The sequence below is a fragment of the Planctomycetia bacterium genome (genome assembly GCA_015200345.1).
Taxonomy (GTDB): domain Bacteria; phylum Planctomycetota; class Phycisphaerae; order UBA1845; family UTPLA1; genus PLA3.
The window spans coordinates 2,297,988-2,316,425 of record CP054187.1; the positions used below are offsets into that span (position 1 = coordinate 2,297,988).

The window sequence follows — 18,438 nt, forward strand, 5'->3', positions numbered from 1 at the left end:
ATCCTCGTGAAGCGGCGATGATTGTACCCGACGGGCGGTTACAGTTTCAGCTCGCGGTATTTGACACGATGCGGTCGATCCGCGGCTTCGCCCATCCGTGCCCGCCGGTCGGCTTCGTACGCCGTGTAGTTGCCGTCGAACCAGTGCACGACGCTGTCGCCCTCGAAGGCGAGAATGTGCGTTGCTACGCGGTCGAGGAACCAGCGGTCGTGGCTGATGATCAGCGCGCAGCCGGCGAACGCCTCGAGCGCTTCTTCCAACGCGCGCATCGTGTTCACGTCGAGGTCGTTGGTCGGCTCGTCGAGCAGGATGACGTTCGCGCCCTGTCGCAGCATGCGCGCGAGGTGAACGCGGTTTCGCTCGCCGCCCGACAACGTGTCGACCAATTGTTGTTGATCCGTTCCCGTAAAGCCGAATCGCCCGACGTAGGCCCGGCTGTTCACGCGCTGCGAGCCGAGGGCGATCAGTTCATCACCCCCGGAAATGGCCTCCCAGACGGTTTGACCGCTCTTGAGGGAGTCGCGGCTTTGCTCGACGTAAGCGAGCTTCACGCTCTCGCCGATCTCGATCGTGCCGGCGTCGGGTTTCTCCAGCCCGGTGATCATTCGAAAGAGGGTGGTCTTGCCAGCACCGTTGCCGCCGATGATGCCGACGATCGCGCCGGGCGGAATGGAGAACGACACGTCCTGCATCAGCAGTTGCCGGCCGTATGCCTTGGTCAGGCCGTTCGCCTCGATGACGCGATCGCCCAGCCGCGGGCCGGGCGGAATGTAGATTTCAATTTCTTTCAATTTCTCGCCGGCGTCCTGCGCGAGAAGCTGATCGTATGCCTTGATGCGTGCCTTGCTCTTGGCCTGGCGCGCCTGGGGCGAGCGGCGAATCCACTCCAGCTCGCGCTGCAATGCCCGCTGCCGCGCGGACTCGGTTTTCTCCTCGACCTTGAGTCTCGCGTCTTTTTGCTCCAACCACGACGAGTAATTGCCCTTCCAGGGGATGCCCCGGCCGCGGTCCAATTCCAGGATCCATCCCGCCACGTTGTCGAGGAAATATCGATCGTGCGTTACCGCGATGACCGTGCCCGCGTAGCGTTGCAGATGCAACTCCAGCCAGCCGACTGATTCGGCGTCGAGGTGGTTCGTTGGTTCGTCGAGCAGCAGTACATCCGGCTCGCGCAGCAGCAATCGACACAGCGCCACGCGCCGCCGTTCGCCGCCCGACAGGACCTTCACCGGCTTGTCACCGTCCGGGCAGCGAAGCGCGTCCATCGCGACCTCCAACTGCGTTTCCAGTTCCCACGCGTTCAGGGCATCGAGCCGCTCCTGCACGCGGCCCTGGTCCTCCAGCAGCTTCGTCATCTCGTCATCGGTGAGATTCTCGCCGAGCCGTTCGTTGATGCGCTCGAACTCCTTCAGCAGGTCGATGGATTCCTGTTTGCCCTGTTCGACCGCCTGACGCACGGTGAGGGTGTCGTCCAGTTGCGGCTCCTGTTCGAGGAAGCCGACGGTGAATCCCGGCTGAAGTGAAATTTGCCCTTCGTAGTCCTTGTCGACGCCGGCGAGGATGCGCAGCAGCGTGCTCTTGCCAGAGCCGTTCAGGCCGAGCACGCCGATCTTCGCGCCGTAGAAATAGGACAAGTAGATGTCCTTGAGAATCTGCTTCTTCTCGTGGCGCTTGCTCACGCCGATCATCGAATAAATGATTTTGTACGCTTCTTCCGCCATGAGTCCTGGCTTGCTCCTGTGTTTCAATCGTTTTCAGCTTGCGTCCACGCTGCCTTTGCGCACGATCAACATCGAACACGGGCAGTCGGCGGCGATGCGCTCGGCCTTCCAGCCGAACACGTGCGACTCGAGGCCCCACTTTTCGGCCACGCCGATCAGCACGAGGTCGTGCGAGGCGGCCTCGCGAATGACCGCGTCAATCGGTGAATCATCCTCCACCATTCGGAACGTTACAGGGGTCGGTTGCGTGGGATCGGCAAATACTTTATCCACCGCGCCGTGCGCGCCCAGCGGTGGGGCGTTGCGCCGGGTCCGGGGCGTGACGTGCAGCACCGTCACGACGGCTCCGGCGCTGCGAGCCAGCCGCCGCGCCAACTCAAGCGCCAACCGATCATGCGTGCCGCCGAGGAACGGAACCAGTACACGGCCCGCCGTCGTGAACCCGCGATCGACGAAGACACCGATATCACACGCGGCACGCGACATGACCTTGTGAACGGTTCCGCCCAGCAGGGTCTGACCGAAGATCGGCCGGTGAAACCCCATGAGTAAAAAGTCCGCCTGCCGCGCCGCCGCGACCCCCACGATGTCGGTCGCGACATCCGTCGTGACCAGCGAGAGCGGTTCCAATTCGATCCCCGCCTCGTTCGCCGCCGCAGCGAGGGGGGCCACCGCGGAATCTTCCTCTTCGTCCTCGCGGTCGGCCGCGCTGCGGTAGGCGTCCCGGTCAACGGCCGGCTTGAGATGCAGCGCGATCAGCTTGCCGGCGCTGCCGGCGATTTGCCACCCGAGTCGCAACAAGCCCGTTGCCGAGTCGGGTCGCGCGATGGACACCAGCAGGCTCCACGGGCGATCGGCCGTAGGCACGACCACCGGCCGCTCGCGAAAGAGCCGGTCGGGATAGACCCAGCTCAAGACCGGCGTGGTCAGCGCGGTGGTCACCAGGGCCATGATGACCATCATGGCGAAGACGACGTCGGAGATGACGCCCAGTTCGCGGCCGATGTTGAGAATGACCAGCTCCATCAGCCCGCGCGTGTTCATGAGAATTCCGATGGCGGAGGACTCGCGCCAGCTCAATCCGCAGACGCGCGCCGCGATGGACGCGCCGCCGATTTTTCCAGCGCAGGCGGCGAGCACGATGAGGGCGGTATCGATCCAAAGGCGGCCGGAACTCAACAGCCCGATTTGCGTTTGAAGCCCCGCAAAGGCGAAGAAGATCGGAAGGAGGAAGACGACGGTGATGTCTTCGAGCCGTTCCGTCAGGTCTCGGACAAATGCCGAGCCTTTGGGCATGATCACGCCGACAATGAACGCGCCGAACAAGGCATGAATCCCGATGGCCTCCGTCGCCAGCGCGGATGCGACAATCAGGAGCATGACCAGTCCGAACGCACCCTGCGAGAGTCGCCCGCGAAGTTTGTAATAAGCCTCAAGCCGGCCCATCAACGGGCGACCGACCCAGAACATGATCAGGACATAACCGGTAGCCAGAATGGCCGTCAGCCCGGCGCTGTGCAGCCCGCTGGCCCGGCAGATCGCCACGACAAAGGCCAACATGCACCATGCGATGACGTCATTCATCGCGGCACACACGATTGCCAGCGCGCCAACGCTGGTTCGGTGGAGGTTCCGCTCGGTTAGAATCCGCGCCAGCACCGGAAACGCCGTCACGCTCATCGCCGCGCCGATGAACAGGCTCACGGTTGCGAGCTGCATTGCGGGGGGATCGCCAAACAGCCGCGGATACAGGTAACCGGTCAGTGCCGCGCCCAGGGCAAAGGGGAGCAGAATGCTCAAGGCTCCGATGCCGATCGCCGCGCGGCCTTGCTTTTGCAGGAGTCGCGGATCAAGGTCCACGCCGATCAGGAAGAGAAACAGCACGACGCCGACCTGGCTAAGAATATGCAGATACGTCAGCGATGCGAGCGGGAACACGGCTGCCCATGTGCCGGGCGCCAGCAAACCAAACACGCTCGGCCCCAGGACGATGCCTGCGACCATCTCGCCGACGACCTGCGGCTGCCCCAGGCGCGCAAAGAGCCGGCCCATCAGGCGCGATGCGACGAGGATAATCCCAAGTTGCCAGAGAAACGTCAGAAACACAGGTCGATTGTCCCGCCGCGCAGGGCGGCTCCGCGCCAGAGGCTCTTCACGCCTGCTCTTGAACGCGGCAACTTAAGGCAACTTGCCACCTGTGCCAACGTAAACCGGCCTACCGGGGGACGTTTCACAAGTCCGGCGCGCATCGCAGGCGGCGCGTGAATTCGTCGACGGGCTTTGGTGTTCGAAGCGCCATGGGCGATCAAGCTCGCCGGCGAAGCGAGCGCATCGCATCGCCTCAACGCGCCACCGTTGCGTCGTTCAGCCCGTCCGCCGCTTCGTCGTCTCGGCGATTAAGCGGTACTTACTTGTCTTCCTCGCGAATTCCCATTCCGCTTCGATCGGGGTATTTCGGCCGTTGCGGCGGGCGATAGGGATTGCGCTGCAATTCGCCGAGCATGTGCGCGATGGCCGCGTCGAGCTGCGGGTCGCCGCCGTCGACCATCATCGCCGGATCATCCACGACTTCCATGTCGGGATCGACGCCGTGACCTTCGATGCCCCAGGTGCCGTCCTTCTTGTAGTATCCGAAGGTCGGCACGGTCGTGAACGCGCCGTCGATCAGGCCCGGATTGCCCGAGATGCCGATCAACCCGCCCCAGGTGCGCATGCCGATCAGCTTGCCCAGCCCGGACTGACGGAAGTATGCCGGGAACGCGTCACCGCCCGATCCGGCCAAGCCGTTGATCAGCATGCATTTCGGCCCCTGGTGGCTGTCCGGCGGCCACGGCCAATCGTGCCCGTCGCGCCGCGCCCAGTAATTGGTGATCGGCCGATTGAGCAGCTCGATGAAGCGCGTGGGAATCTGCCCGCCGCCGTTCCATCGTTCGTCGATGATCAGCGCCGCCTTGTCCACCTGGCCGTAGAATTGGCGGAACAGATCGTTCTGGCCATCGACGCCGGTGTTCGGGACGTAAATGTATCCAACCTTGCCGTCGGTTTTCTCTGCGACGTATGCGCGATTGCGCTCGATCCACGCGCGGTAGCGCAGGTTGCTCTCGTCGGAGAGCAACTTCACGACCACGTCGCGCGCCTTGTCGTCCATCGCCGGTTTGTCGCTCACCGTCAGCGTCACCGTCTGGTCGGCCAGCCCCTGGAAGCTTGCCCACGGATCGCGCGTCGCATCCACCGGCGCCCGGTTCACCGCCAGCAGGTAGTCGCCGACCTTCACATCGACGCCCGGCTGACTCAACGGCCCGCGTGCGTCGCTGTCCCACGGCGCGCCCTCGTAGATCTTCGAGATGCGATAGGCCGGCGCGCCGGGCAGCGGACCCGTATACAACTCAAAATCGCAGCCCAGCATGCCGACCGACACGCTGGGCTGGCCTTCCAGATCGCCGCCGCCGTAGTAGGTGTGCCCGGCGTTCAGCTCGGAGATCATCTCGGCCGCCACAAAGCCGACGTCTTCACGGCTCGCGCAGTCATCCAGCATCGTTGCGTACTGCTTATAGATCGCTTCCCAGTCGACGCCGTGCATGTGCGGGTCGTAGAAATAATCCCGCTGGAGCCGCCAGACCTCGGTGAGAATCTGCTTCCACTCCTCGCGCGGCGAGACCATTGAACCCATACCGGCGGTAGAGATCGTCTTGTCCAGCTTCTGGTCCTTCGCGGCGTCGACGATCGCCATCTTGTTGTCCTTGCGGACGAGCAATTTCTTGCCATCGGACGAGATCGCAAAGAAGGCCGCGCCAGCCAGCACCGTGTTCTCTTCTTTCTTTTCGTCCGCCAGATCAAAAATGCGGATGGACGGCTCCGTCTCGGCGCCACGGCCCGCGAGGCGCGAGAAGATCAGCTTGCCGTCGTGCGCCACGGCAAGATTGCCGAAGCCGCCGTGCTTGATTTCCAACTGCACGGCGCGGCGCTCGAAATCTTCCAGCTCAATGATGACCGGCTTTTTCTCGTCCTTCTTCTCCCCGGGTTGCGAGGCCGGCTCGCTGGTGGCCGCGGACGCAGGCTGCGATTCCGCGGCGGCGCTGGTCGTCGCCTGACTCGAGGCGGGCTGGCTCGTCGCCGGCTGGGTGGTGGCCGGTTCTTCGTCGCTCTTGGGCGCGAACGGCAGCTTCACGTCCTTGCGCAGCGGCACGACGTACAGCAGGGCCGTTTCGTTGTACACAAAAGTCGTACCGAGGTCTTCGTAGCGCGGGCTGCTCCAGGCGCGGTTGCTGGCAAAGTAGAGAAAGTCCCCTGCGCGGTCGAAGGTCGGCGCCCAGTCGTTGAACATGCCCGAGGTAACCTGGTGCACCTTGCCCGAGGCCATCTCGTACAGGTAAATCGCCGACTGGCGGTTCAGGCCGCTCTTCGGGTAGGCGATCCAGCCGGAATCACGGCTCCAGCTCAATCGCGGGGCATTGGCCCACGGATCGGTGTCGATTACCTTTGTCTCTTTCTTCTCCACGTCGCACAGCAGGACGTTTCCGGCCTTGTCGGTAAAGGCGATGTGCTTCGAATCGGGCGACCAGGTGGGCGTGTAATAAAACGTCTTGCTTCCCCTGGTCAGTTGTTCCGGCTCGCCCTTTTCGTCCGCCGAGCGCCGATAAAGCTCGTACTCGCCCGTTGCGTCGGAGAAGTAAGCGATCCACTTGCCGTCCGGGCTCCACATCGGATCGCGGTCGAACACGCCGCTGCTGCGCGTCAGGTTTCTCGGCGAGCCGTGCTCGGCCGGCAGCGTCCAGATGTCGCCCCGCGCCTCGACGACGGCACGTTTGCCGGTCGCCGAAATGTCCAGCGCCGGCATGTTGCCCGCGACGTCCACGCGCCGCGGACGCAGCTTCGGCCGATCGCCCGGGATTGTGACCGACACGACCTTGTCGGATTTCGCGCCGAGGTTGAACAGGCGAAGCTCCGCGCCTACCTGGAAGACGATTTCGCCTTCTCCGTTGGCCCCCGGACCGTTCGACGCCCACTTGATGTCGAAGTCCTTGTAGTGCGTGTGCTGCTGTGTGCGGCCGTTTGTCGTGTCATACGACCAGATGTTCTGGCGATGCTCCGGCCCCGCGTCGCTTAGATAGTAGACGATCTGCCCCTGCCACATCGGCTGGGTGTCGGTGCCCTCCCACGTTGTCATCTGCTTCGATTGTTTCGTCTTCAGGTTGAACAGCCAGATGTCGGTGGCCATGCCGCCGCGGTAGCGCTTCCACGTGCGGAAGTCGGTCGTGTGCGGCGTATAGGCCAGCCACTCGCCATCGGCACTGATCGCCGCCGTCGCGCCATAAGGCACAGGCAGTTTCACGGGCAATCCGCCCGCCGCGTCCACCGTGAAAAGCTGCATCTGTCTCCGCAGCCCGGCCAAGCCGTTTGTATAGAAAAGCAGCCGGTCGCCGGTCGCGCCTTCGGCGACGAGGCCCGCGTGCGCCGCCGGAACCCAGTCGCACATCGTCTCGCCGTCGGGGTGATGCGTGATGCGCTTCGGCGGACCGCCCTCGACCGGCACGACGTATAAATCTCTATTGCCGTCGTAATTCCCGACGAAGGCGATGTGCGCGCCGTCGGGGCTGAACCGCGGGAACAGCTCCGTCCCCGGCGGACTGGCCAGCGGCGCCGCCATGCCTCCCTCGCGCGAGACGACCCAGATGTCATTCGCGTACACGAACGCGATCTTGTCGCGGCTCACGTCGGGGTAGCGCAGCATCCCGCCATGCGGCCGGATTTGTGCCGCCGCCGACAGGGCGAAGCAAAAGACGAACAGGACTGGGCAACAGAAATGTAACGCGCGGGAAACTACCGAACGGTGCATCGATTCTCCTCGAGTAGAACGGTCGCCGCCCAAAGCATAACCGCTCTTACTCGATTCGAGCAGGCTGATCGCGCCGGCTCCGGCGAGGGCCGCCTCACGGGGGATCAATTCCCGAGTGCGGCCTTCAGACGTGCATCAGCTCCTCGTGTTGCGACCTCCGCTCACGCGGCAGGATCGGCTTGTCGGCGGGCTTGACAGGGATCGTCGCTTTCGCGAAGCGCCGGCGAAGCCGCCGACCGGCCCACAATAGGAACCCCGCACCGATGACGCCCGCATCTAACACGACCATGCAGGTGTATTTCGGGTAGGTGTACCAGAGCGGCCGCACGGGGAGATAGGGTCCGTTCTCGCCCCAGATGGCGACCAGCGCCTTGTAGGCCGGCCAGCGCAGCGCGCCCAGCCACTTGTAATTGAAGTAATAGGCGTAATCGAAATTGTACAGGTCGTAGGGAAGGGGCACGGTGTATTCCTTGCCGTTGGGTCCCCACCCGTAGGCGAAGCCGGTGACCGCGTTGCGCACGAACAAGTCGCGGTCCTTGTGCAACTCCTTGAGCGTCGCCGGTCTGCCGTCTTCGTGCTGATAGATGACGCCGTTGGTAGGGCCGACGATTCCATGCGTGCCGGCGTAGTCGACCTCGATCACACTGTGAAGGCCGAGCAGATTGGCATCGTGCTGGACGACCATTCGCGAGCTGATCCCGTGTGCGGCGAGCAGCGCCATGAAGGCGCGGCTGTTGGACTGGCAGGGGCCGAGGTGGTGCGTGCCATATTCCAGGATTGGTCTCGGGCCGATCCGGAACGGATTGTAGAGATAATTCAGCCGGACCCAGAAGGGAAAGTGTTCGACTTCTTCTCGCGTCGGATGGTAGATCTCATCACGCACATAGCGTGACACGGCGCGGACGACTTCAACGTCGGGTGTGCCGGGCGGGGCAATCTTGAATGCGATGTCGCGGATGAAAGCGCTGTCCGCCTGCGCACTGAAATAAAGCGCCGCATTGGCCAACAGGACCAGCGCGACGAAGCAAGCCGGTTTGCTCCAGCGTCTCGAACGATTCACACTCTCTACCCAAACCCTGTCGAGCGGCGTGCCGTAGGCGCTGGCACACGGCGCGAAATCCACGACACCTTGCATTCTAACGCGAAACGCAGGGTTCCCAACCGGAATGCAGAAAATATTCTGGGGTGGAAGGTCACGGGCGTCCGGCGCGATCTCGTGCGTGGGTATGAGTCCGCACAGTGGCCGATTTCCGAGCAGGAACGGTACAAATCATGACGTTTTCGGGCCTTCCTGCGGCCCCGCCGTTGCGAGGAAAATTGGACCTACCGGCAGCATTTTAGCGACCTTTGTTGTCGGCAATGCCGCCCGTTCCGAGAAGCCAAGTCAGCATGGCGTTAGCGAAAATTTGATTGCCCCGCTCGTTGAAGTGCATGTCGCTCGGCCAGCGCGTGGATTCGCCGGCCTCGTTGGCGCGGATCAACGCTTCCCCAAGATCGACGTAGCCCAAGGACTCGTCCCGGCAAAGGGTCTCGAGCCGGGCCGACAGGGGGGCATCCGCGCGATCAAAATATTTACATATATCTACTATAACCAGTTTCGCGCCGCCTTTGTCCGCCGCGCGACCCAGTGCGGTCAGGATACGCAGGTTCAGTTCCAAGGCCTCGCCAGGCACGCTTACCTCGCGCCGTGCGACGCGCTGCCGCCTTTGCTGAAGCTGTACAAGCCCTTCGTAAGCTGGAACCAGGACACGCGTGAGCAGAAACGAACGACGGGCTTTTGGCTTGATCCGGTGTCCGCCGAAAGGGCCTTCGATCAGGGCGCGCTGTAAATCGACAAACCGCTCATAGTCGGCGGGGGGATGCAACGCCAGCCCGGCCCCCTCCAGTGAAAACGTCGGACGAATCCAAAGCCGTTCCTGTTCGCGGCCTGGAAACGCACCACCTTCGTAGGCCGTCACCGTCCGCACCATGTGAAATCCCGCGACCAGGACAAATACATAATCCGGCTGATAGCGCCGGGCGTGATGCTCCCACGTCATCAAACATTGCCCCACGCCGTAATTCGACACGCCGAAATTGAGGACTTCGTATTGTCGGACACCGCCGGCGGGGGATTCGACGCCGGCAGACTTTCCGTTTAACGCACGCTCCAGCATCTGCCCGGCCGTCTGCTCCCATGGCACCTGCATTGCTTCAACCATCGAATCACCAAGCAGCGCGATTCGCGTCACGCCTGCGGGCTTCGACTCGACCCACTCACGATCCCGAAAGCCCTGCGAATTGAACTTCATCGGGACGCTGAAATCGATGGCGTACCACTCGTGTCCGCCCCAGGTCAGCTCCATGCCCGGCACATGAATCCAGCCCAAATCGCGATCCGGCTGAAGAAAGAGCACATCGTGTGCAGGACGGCTGCCTGCGTAGAGTTGTCCGCCGATCTCCGTGCACACGGCGCCCAGGATGCCCGCCGCGGCTATCGGCGCCAGGGCGAAGAGTGCTCGGCGGCCGAACCGCGCCAGCAGCAGACCCACAAACAGCACCGTTGCGCCGACCGTGCACAGGATGACAAAATAAGGAAGCGACCAGCGGCCAAGAATCCACCCCCCGCTCGAGCGGCGCATCGCCAGCGGTATCACGGCCAGGGCGGTTGCGAGCAGCGCGTAGGCATACCCCTTCGTGGGACTGCGCGGCGTTGGCCGATGGATCGGCGCGGCCAGTCCAGGGGAAGGGACCGGAGCTGTTGCGGGGCCGCTGGTTGCGGTTGGATTGCCGTAATCAGGCGGCAGCGCGGTACTCATACTGGTTAGCCTATTCGCTGTTGCCTGCTTTGGCGAACCCGGCGACGCGTCGCAGAAAAGAACGGGGCCTGGAAGCGGAATCCGCAGTTCATGTGGCATCGCGCGTGTGCGGGAAGGTCTTCGAGCCGGGAGGCTGGCAGCGTGAGCGGGCTTCAATGTCAGGTGCGGCGTCACGACAAGGGATTCGTGGCGCGGTTGAAGGGAACGTTCGGCTCCGTGGAGACGGACACGCTGGACAAGGAGTTGGTTCCGGCGCTGGGGGCCGCGCCGGGTCGAATCATCCTCGATCTGTCCGGGCTGGAGATGCTCGGCAGCGCCGGGGTGGGGGCGATGCTCAAGCTGCGCCGCAAGGTGGACGAAGCCGGCGGCAAGCTCGTGCTGGCCGACGCGCCGGAGAACATCATGAAGATTCTCGAGTTCTCCGAATTGCACCGCGTGTTCACGACCGCGTTGACGGTCGACAGCGCGATGCACGATTAGCGCGGCGGGTGTTGGAGTGCGGCCCGCGGAAGCGCAAAGACCGAGCGAACCCCATGCCTCATGGTCGCGGCCCGGTCTTAACCGCCTGCCAGCCGTAATCAAAATACTGATGTAGAAATGTACCGTCGGCCCGCACGTCGATGATGCCGAAGCCTTCCTCGACGCCGCGGTACGATCCCTTCCACCAGCCGGCGCAGACCGCACCGTCGTTGATGAAGGTGATTCCGTTCAGCTCGCACCGGTCGCGCTCGTGAATGTGCCCCGACAGGCACAACTGAACGTTGCGCGTCAGGTAGAGCGGCAGGCGCTTGGGCCCATCGGTGCAGACGAGCGAGTTTTGCAGCTTCCAGTGGATGCCGTCGATCAACTGTTCGTGGCCGTAGGGCGTCGCGGTGACCGTCGGGATGTGCTCGCAAAGGATGATCGGCGTGGCCGGGTCGGTCGCAGCGAATTCGGCCTTGAGCCAGTCGAATTGTTCATCGTCAAGCCGGCCCTCGTAGGGGTAGCGGGTCGTGCCGCCGGGCTGGAGATTGTCGAGACAGAAGAACCGCCAGCCTTTGTGCGAAAAAGTGTGCCACGTTCGAGGCAGCCCCAGCTCGTCGCCATACAGCGCCTTGCCGTAGCCGGCGGCGTCGGGTTTGAGGCCGCTCTTTTCCGACCAGCCGAGGATGTCATGGTTGCCGATGGTGTGATACACGGGCAGGTCGGTGTGGTCGTCGAGGATTTTCTTGAAGAGCGCGAACTGCGCGTGGGCCTTTTCGCGGTCGACCTCCAGCGCGTCCCAGATGAGATCGCCGCCGGTGAGAATGAAATCGGGCCGGGGTTTGAGATTGTTGGCGGCTTTCAGCGCGGCGGCGAAGCCCTGGTCGCCGCGCCGCTCGGTGGTGACGTGGATGTCAGTGAAGTGGACAAACCGAAACGCCTGCGGTCGGGAGGCGGTGGCGCTCCCTCGCGGTGCACCGGTTTGATCGCCGTTTCCCCCCGCGCCGGTCAATTCCATCGCCCGCGCGATCGGTGCGAACGGATCAAGCGCGGCGGTCGCAGCACCGGCGACGGCGGTCTTCAGTAAATCGCGTCGAGTTGGCTTCTGTGGCATCCGATGGTTCCAGCTATTTTGTTACCACGCTGACGGCTTGGTGATTGTTCCGCCGTGGCCGTCAGGCAACGTGACCGGGAACTGGCAACGCGGCAACAAAGCCAAAGGAAACGTCCTGTTCTTATCCGCCGCCGAACGTAGTTCTACGGCCGCGCCGCGTGCAGCATTTCGAGTCGGCACATAGACAATGAGTTGCTTTTTGGGGAACCGAAGCTTGGTGAAATTCAGCGCGGGTACTAGGTCCGAGTCTCCGCTGATGACGACAAAGCGATCCGCAGCGTCTTGGTATGCGTCATCGACCAAATGGACGGCGATGCTCACGTCGGTGCGTTTTTCTTCCGCTGCTACGTATCGCCTTGGGCCGCTGTATGTACAAGATGCTACTCGGCAGGTCAGATTCTTGTTTTTGAACTTGCCGAGAACGATATGAACCTTCGGGCATGTTGCTAGGGCCCGTAAGTAAACCAACTGGTTGGCTTGTGTAGGTCCGCTCACGATGGCCGTAAAATACTTGATGGTTTGGATATCGTCGTCCTGGCGCAATCGCTCGCACAACCTCTGAATGTTCAGCCATTTGTCCGTTGTTCCTCGGACCGCGCCATAGTAAAAATTGAAACCGTCAATGTAGATGATGCTTCGGCGACCCATGACACATACGAGGATAATGCCGGCAGCCCAAAAAAACAGGCAGCCATGTAGGCTGCCCAACCGGCGTGTAGCCGGGGAGTCGTTTGTAATCCTGCTGGATCATACACCGCGTTCTCGATTTGTCAAGTCGATCCATTCATGGCCATCAATCCAATATGCAGGATGCGCCCGGGACGCACCCTGCGACGGCCTCACGCATCAAACAACGGCGCGGTTTCGTTCGATGCAGCCCCCGATGCGATCTGCGCCGGCGTGTACGGCCGTTTCAGGTGCAGGCAGGCGGCCTGCGTCGCGCAGCGGCCCTGGCGCGTGCGCGTGACGAAGCCGATCTGGAGCAGAAACGGCTCGACCACGTCTTCCAGCGTGTCACGATCCTGTCCCATCGTGGCGGCGAGGGCCTCGATTCCGGCCGGGCCGCACTTGTAAACGTCGATCAGCGCCGCCAGAAACGCCCGGTCGAGCTTGTCCAGCCCCAGCTCGTCGATCTCCTCGATGGCCAGGGCCTGTTGCACGACGGCCGCGCTTAACTTTCCATTGGCCCGCACCTGCGCATAGTCGCGCGCCCGGCGCAGCAGGCGATTGGCCACGCGCGGCGTGCCGCGCGAGCGCGCCGCCAGCGCCGCCAGCGCGCCGGGCTCGGCCGGTGCATCCAGCTTCTCGGCCGAGCGGCGGAGAATCTCCACCAAATCGTCCGCCGAGTAAAAGTCGAGGTGATAGCGCAGGCCGAAGCGATCGCGCAGCGCCGCGGAGAGCATCCCGGCGCGGGTCGTCGCGCCGATGAGCGTGAACCGCTTGAGTTGAAAGTTCACGGTGCGCCCGCCGAGGCCTCCCTCGATGGTGTAATCGACGCGGAAGTCCTCCATCGCGGGATAGAGAAATTCTTCGACAACCGTGTTCAGCCGGTGAATCTCGTCGATGAACAGCACGTCGCCCTCGTCGAGGTTGGTGAGCGTGCTCATCAGTTCGCCCTGGCGCGTGATGGCCGGGCCGCTGGTGACGCGGATGCGATCGGCGACGCCCATCTCCTCGGAGATGACGTGGGCAAGAGTGGTCTTGCCCAGGCCGGGTGGGCCATCGAGCAGGACGTGTTCGAGCGGTTCGCGACGCTTCGTCGCGGCGGCGAGGGCGATGCGAAGTTGCTCGATCACCTGGCGCTGGCCGATGCACTCGTCGAGCCGGCGTGGGCGAAGCGCCCAATTGACCGTCTCCTCGCGGGCGTCGTCGGCAGCTTCGGCGGAGATGATTCGTTCGCGCGGCATGGGGAAAGCGTAACACGAAACAGGTATTCGGTGAACGGTTCGCCGGGCTTTCGGCCAAGCGCTCTCTCTGCGAGGGAGAGAGAGGACGGCGCGTCAGCGTTCCGCGCCGGCACGGATGCGATAGGCGGCTTTGACCCATTCGTCCGGCGTGGCGATGTCGCCGTGAAGCTGCGCGGCGCGGGCGATCCACCGCTCGGCGTCGGCACGGCTGTCGCCCCAGGCGACGATGATTTCGATCGCGTCGCGCTGCGGCGGTGTGAACGGGCCTTGTGCCGCCGGGGGCACGGTGCCGGCGGCGAGCGCGTGCTCGCGCAGCTTGCCGCGCAGTTCGGCGATGATCTGCTCGGCCATGCGCTTGCCGATGCCGGGCAAGCGTGCCAGTGATGCGGCATCGCCCGACTCAATGTACGCGGCGATCTGCGCGGCGGGGGCTGCCAGCGCACGAAGCGCCTTGCGCACGCCGACGCCCTTGACGGTGATAAGCTGGCGGAAAAACGCGCGGTCCTCGGCGTGCAGGAAGCCGATCATGCGCGGCGTCAGGTTTCCCCCGGCTGCGTTGCCTTCGAGGTATTCCAGCGTGTGAAGCTGAATCGATTCGCCGCGCGACGCGGCCAGTTCCGGCAGGGCATAGGCCGGCACCAGCACCTCGCGGGCGAGACCGTCTTGCTCGAGGACGACGGACTCGTCGTTGGCGTCGGTGAGTGTGCCGCGCAGTTTGACGATCATGTCCGGTCAGACTCCTGTCGCGTGGCGCTTGCCGCGGTCTCGGCTGGTCGCCGCGATCGTTGGGCGCGTCTTTGACGCGCGGCCTTCGTCTCGCAGCGGGTCGTTCATCGCGGCGCACCACGCAATGGCCATCGCGTCGGCGATGTCGGCCGGTTCGGGCAGCCGGCGAAGCCTGAACGTGGACGCGATCGCGCGTTGCATCTGAATCTTGCTCGCGTGGCCGTTGCCGGTGAGTGTCTTTTTGACGGCTGTTGCGGGGAGGCTGGCGACCGAGAGACCGCGGCGAGCGGCGGCGAGCAGGATCGCGCCGCGCGCATGGCCCATCAGAATCGCGGTGCGCGGGTGCTTGTAGTGCGCGTAAAGCTCCTCGACGGCGACGAGGCACACCGCGTGTTCCGCCAGAATCTCACGGATGCCTGCGTCGATTTCAGCCAGGCGCTCGGCGAGCGGCCGGTCTGCGGCGGTGCGAATGACCCCCGCATCGACGACGCGCGGCGCGAACGAGCCGGGCGATGCCGCGAGAATCGCGTAGCCGGTGCAATTCAGACCGGGATCGACACCGAGGAACAGCCGGGGCGTTCCGATGGGCGAACCGCGTCCGAGCGGCGCGGCGGCGCGCCGGGCACGGGGCCGCGCGGCGGTCATTCGAGTCGCCATAGGGTTCCGTCCGGTCGATCTTCGAGCGTGATGCCCAGGGCCGTCAGTTGATTGCGCACATGGTCGGCGATTTGAAACTGTTTGGCCTGCCGCGCCTGATTGCGCACCTCGATCAGCAGCTCGACCAATTTGGCCGTCTTGTCGTCGCCGACGGACTTGGCGGCCGGGGGCTGCTCGAACAGACCGAGCAATCGGCCGAGCGTGATGAAGGTCCCCGCAGCGGCGATGGCGATGCCGCGAGCGGATTTGTCTTTGTTTGTCTCCAGCCGCGTCGCGTCGAGAAAGCGATTGATCAGGCCGGCCATGTCGAACAGAACGCCGATCGCGCCGGCGGTGTTGAAGTCATCGTCCATGGCTTCGAGGAAGCGGATGCGCGCCTGGAGCAGGTCGTCGATGAGCGCGAGCGACGGTCCTTGCAGCGCCGGCTCGTTGAGACGATCGATGCCGCCTGCTGGCTGATAGGGGTCGTGTTCGGTCGCGCGGCGCAGTCGCTCGAGGAGGCGATAGAACGTGGACAGACCGGTGCGAGCGGCTTCGAGCGTCGCATCGGAGAAATCAATCGGCGAGCGGTACTGCGATTGGAGAATGAGCAAGCGCAGCAGCTCCGGCGGGTGCTGCTTGAGCAGGTTTACCAGTTGCAGCGACGCCATGACCTTCTCGAACTCGGGATCGCTCTTGGAGATTTTTTTGGTGTTGAAACGCGTCAGGCCGTGGTGCAGCCAGAAGCGCGCGAAGGGTTTGCACGTCGCGGATTCGGCCTGCGCGATTTCGTTTTCATGATGCGGGAACTTGAGGTCCATGCCGCCGCCGTGAATGTCGAACGTCTCACCGAGGTATTTCATCGCCATGGCGGAGCATTCGATGTGCCAGCCCGGGCGGCCCTTGCCCCAGGGCGAGTCGTATTTCACGTCGTCGGGTTCTTCGGGCTTGGCGGCTTTCCACAGGGCGAAATCGCCGGGGTTGCGTTTGCCGCCGCGGACGAGTCCTTCGCGCGTGCCGGCGTGCTGCTCTTCGGCCTTGCGGCGCGATAGCTTGCCGTAGTCGGCGTCCTTGCTCACGTCGAAATACACGTCGCCCTCGACGACGTAAGCGGCGCCCCTGGCGATGAGTTGTTCAATGTGCGCGATGATCTCGGCGATGTGCTCGCTGGCGCGGGGCATGTGATCGATCGCGCGGACGCCGAGCGTGTTCAGCACTTCCACGTATTGCTGCTCGAGGCTGCGGGCCAGTTGCATGACGGTCGTGCCCTGCTGGGCGGCCTGGGCGATGAGCTTGTCCTCCACGTCGGTGACGTTGACCACCCAGGTGACCTTGTAACCCTTGTAGGTGAGATAGCGTTTGATGACATCGAAGATGACGGGGCCGACGGCGTGGCCGATGTGCGCGGGTTTGTAGACCGTTGGGCCGCACAGGTAGATGCTGACGAAGCCGGGGATGACCGGCTCGAAAAGCTCCTTCTCGCCGGAGAGCGTGTTGTAGACACGTAGCGTCATGTGGCGTGTGTTCTCGTTTTGTTCCAGCGTGGCCGCCGGGGGCCGCGGCCATGCCGCCTGTTGTCGGCCGTTCCGCCCGCCGGACAGCGGGGTACAGGATAACGAGGCGGCGCAATGCGTGGAAGCGCTTACGCGCCGGCGCGGCGCGTCATGCCGACCACGCAGATGCAGCCCATTGCATCGCCGCGACCGATGGCGTCGAGGCCTTCGTTTGTCTTCGCTTTGATGGCGACGCGCTCCTCGGGGATGCCAAGCAGCGCGGCGACGTTTGCGCGAAGCACAGCCTTATGCGGCGAGAGCCTGGGCCGCTCGGCGTGCAGGACAACATCGACGTTGACCGGCGCGAATCCCTTCGCGGCGGCGGCGGTGAGGGCGTGCGCGAGGAATCGCGTGCTGTCCGCAGCGGCGTTCGTCGGGTCGGTGTCGGGGAAGTGTTCGCCGATATCAGGCAGGCCGGCCGCACCGAGGATGGCGTCGGTGATGGCGTGGAGGACGAGGTCGGCGTCGCTGTGGCCGACGAGGTGCTGGTCAATGGGCAGCTTGAGACCGCCGAGTGTGAGCGGGCCGCCCGGCGCGAGGCGGTGCAAATCGGTGCCGATGCCGACGCGATGAATGACGGGATCGCTCATGGCGTCGTGTCCTCCAAATCGTTCCAGACGCCGCTGAAGACTTCGACAGCCGGCCCGGTCTTGAATACGTGGCCGTGAATATTGACGCCTGGATTGGATTCATCGCTCGCGTCCGAACCGGGCCAGTCATGGCCCGGAAATGCAGACGGGCGATCCGCCGCACGGCTGTGGCGGCTCGGACTTGTCGCGCTATCGCGCAACCATTCGATCTCCAGATCGCCGCCGGGCAGATGAAGCAGTGCCGTGGTGTCGAGGCGATCTTCCAGCACGCCGGCGACGAGGACGGCGCAGGCGCCGGTGCCGCAGGCCTGCGTGATGCCGCTGCCGCGCTCCCAGGTGCGCATGATGGCTTCGCGCCGCGAGAGGAGCTGTGCGAAGTGCGCGTTAACGCGATTGGGAAAAGCCGCGTGCCGTTCAATGAGCGGGCCGATGTGCGTGAGATCAACCGCGGCGACATCCTCGACAAAGAAGACCGCATGCGGATTGCCCATCGAGACGCAGGTCATGGTGAGGCGCTGCTCACCGACTTGCAGCGGTTGTTGGATGCAGCACTCGCCCGGCGCGGCCACGGGAATGTCGCGCGGGTTGAGAATCGGCGGACCCATGTCCACGCGCACGCGCTCAACGCGACCGCCGCGCAGAAAACAAGTCGTCTCCAGCACGCCGCGGTCGGTCTCGATGCAGATCGTTCGCGCGTCGCCGCCGCCTTGTTCCCGCCCCGCCAAGCCGTGCTCGATGGCGTACTTCGCAACGCAGCGGATGCCGTTGCCGCACATTTCGCCGCGCGAACCGTCGGCGTTGTACATTTCCATGCGCACATCGGCGGCAACACCAGGCCTCGGCGGGCCGATCAGAATGAGACCGTCCGAACCGATGCCGCGATGGCGGTCGCTCACGGCGCGCGCCAGCGGCGCGTGCCGCTCGACGGGGATCGGATGACGGAACGCGTCTACGTATACGTAGTCGTTTCCGAGGCCGTGCATCTTGGTGAAGGGGATCGTCATCTTGTCGTTGTGGTCAGAATCGCAAACCCGCAACCTGGCTGCCAGACGCCGCGACCAGGCCATCCGAGCTGGTTCAAGCCGCGCATGGCCC

General features: G+C 63.9%; 14 protein-coding genes. 1 reads left to right on the forward strand and 13 read right to left on the reverse strand.

Annotated features, from left to right (window positions below):
- Positions 1-38: 38 nt before the first annotated feature.
- The 5 genes from ettA to HRU71_09435 form a co-directional block, all read right to left on the reverse strand.
- Positions 39-1,721 carry an energy-dependent translational throttle protein EttA gene (gene ettA, locus HRU71_09415; protein QOJ03689.1) on the reverse strand — a complete coding sequence of 561 codons (1,683 nt, stop codon included), beginning with the start codon at positions 1,719-1,721 and terminating at the stop codon, positions 39-41.
- A gap of 33 nt (positions 1,722-1,754) precedes the next feature.
- Positions 1,755-3,827, reverse strand: a complete 2,073-nt coding sequence (locus HRU71_09420) for a cation:proton antiporter (protein ID QOJ03690.1) — start codon at positions 3,825-3,827, stop codon at positions 1,755-1,757.
- 301 nt (positions 3,828-4,128) lie between these two features.
- Positions 4,129-7,557, reverse strand: coding sequence for a PDZ domain-containing protein (locus tag HRU71_09425; GenBank protein QOJ03691.1), 3,429 nt, complete (start codon positions 7,555-7,557; stop codon positions 4,129-4,131).
- Positions 7,558-7,681: 124 nt separating this feature from the next.
- Positions 7,682-8,617 (reverse strand): hypothetical protein, encoded by a 936-nt coding sequence (locus HRU71_09430; GenBank protein ID QOJ03692.1) that lies wholly within the window; start codon positions 8,615-8,617, stop codon positions 7,682-7,684.
- Between the two features lie 277 nt (positions 8,618-8,894).
- Positions 8,895-10,355: a hypothetical protein gene (locus HRU71_09435; protein ID QOJ03693.1), complete on the reverse strand. Its 1,461-nt coding sequence runs from the start codon at positions 10,353-10,355 to the stop codon at positions 8,895-8,897.
- Between the two features lie 141 nt (positions 10,356-10,496).
- On the opposite strand from HRU71_09435, the gene HRU71_09440 reads away from it, so the two are divergent.
- On the forward strand, positions 10,497-10,835 hold the full coding sequence (locus tag HRU71_09440; protein ID QOJ03694.1) for an STAS domain-containing protein: 339 nt from the start codon (positions 10,497-10,499) through the stop codon (positions 10,833-10,835).
- 58 nt (positions 10,836-10,893) lie between these two features.
- Here the strand turns inward: HRU71_09440 and HRU71_09445 are convergent, their stop codons facing one another.
- The 8 genes from HRU71_09445 to HRU71_09480 all read right to left on the reverse strand — a co-directional run bounded on the left by HRU71_09445 (position 10,894) and on the right by HRU71_09480 (position 18,341).
- A complete protein-coding gene (locus HRU71_09445) occupies positions 10,894-11,931 on the reverse strand; it encodes a metallophosphoesterase (GenBank protein QOJ03695.1) in 1,038 nt (345 codons plus the stop codon).
- 21 nt (positions 11,932-11,952) lie between these two features.
- Positions 11,953-12,579 carry an NYN domain-containing protein gene (locus HRU71_09450; GenBank protein QOJ03696.1) on the reverse strand — a complete coding sequence of 209 codons (627 nt, stop codon included), beginning with the start codon at positions 12,577-12,579 and terminating at the stop codon, positions 11,953-11,955.
- Positions 12,580-12,770: 191 nt separating this feature from the next.
- Positions 12,771-13,838, reverse strand: a complete 1,068-nt coding sequence (gene ruvB, locus HRU71_09455; protein QOJ03697.1) for a Holliday junction branch migration DNA helicase RuvB — start codon at positions 13,836-13,838, stop codon at positions 12,771-12,773.
- Positions 13,839-13,931: 93 nt separating this feature from the next.
- On the reverse strand, positions 13,932-14,564 hold the full coding sequence (locus HRU71_09460) for a Holliday junction DNA helicase RuvA (protein ID QOJ03698.1): 633 nt from the start codon (positions 14,562-14,564) through the stop codon (positions 13,932-13,934).
- 6 nt (positions 14,565-14,570) lie between these two features.
- On the reverse strand, positions 14,571-15,209 hold the full coding sequence (locus tag HRU71_09465) for a crossover junction endodeoxyribonuclease RuvC (GenBank protein QOJ04972.1): 639 nt from the start codon (positions 15,207-15,209) through the stop codon (positions 14,571-14,573).
- Positions 15,206-16,714, reverse strand: coding sequence for a cysteine--tRNA ligase (locus HRU71_09470; GenBank protein QOJ03699.1), 1,509 nt, complete (start codon positions 16,712-16,714; stop codon positions 15,206-15,208). The genes HRU71_09465 and HRU71_09470 overlap by 4 nt, the downstream gene beginning before the upstream one ends.
- A gap of 128 nt (positions 16,715-16,842) precedes the next feature.
- Positions 16,843-17,343 (reverse strand): 2-C-methyl-D-erythritol 2,4-cyclodiphosphate synthase, encoded by a 501-nt coding sequence (ispF, locus tag HRU71_09475; GenBank protein ID QOJ03700.1) that lies wholly within the window; start codon positions 17,341-17,343, stop codon positions 16,843-16,845.
- The gene (locus HRU71_09480; protein ID QOJ04973.1) at positions 17,340-18,341 is read right to left on the reverse strand and encodes a diaminopimelate epimerase; all 1,002 of its coding nucleotides are present in this window, start codon (positions 18,339-18,341) and stop codon (positions 17,340-17,342) included. The genes ispF and HRU71_09480 overlap by 4 nt, the downstream gene beginning before the upstream one ends.
- Between the last annotated feature and the right edge of the window lie 97 nt (positions 18,342-18,438).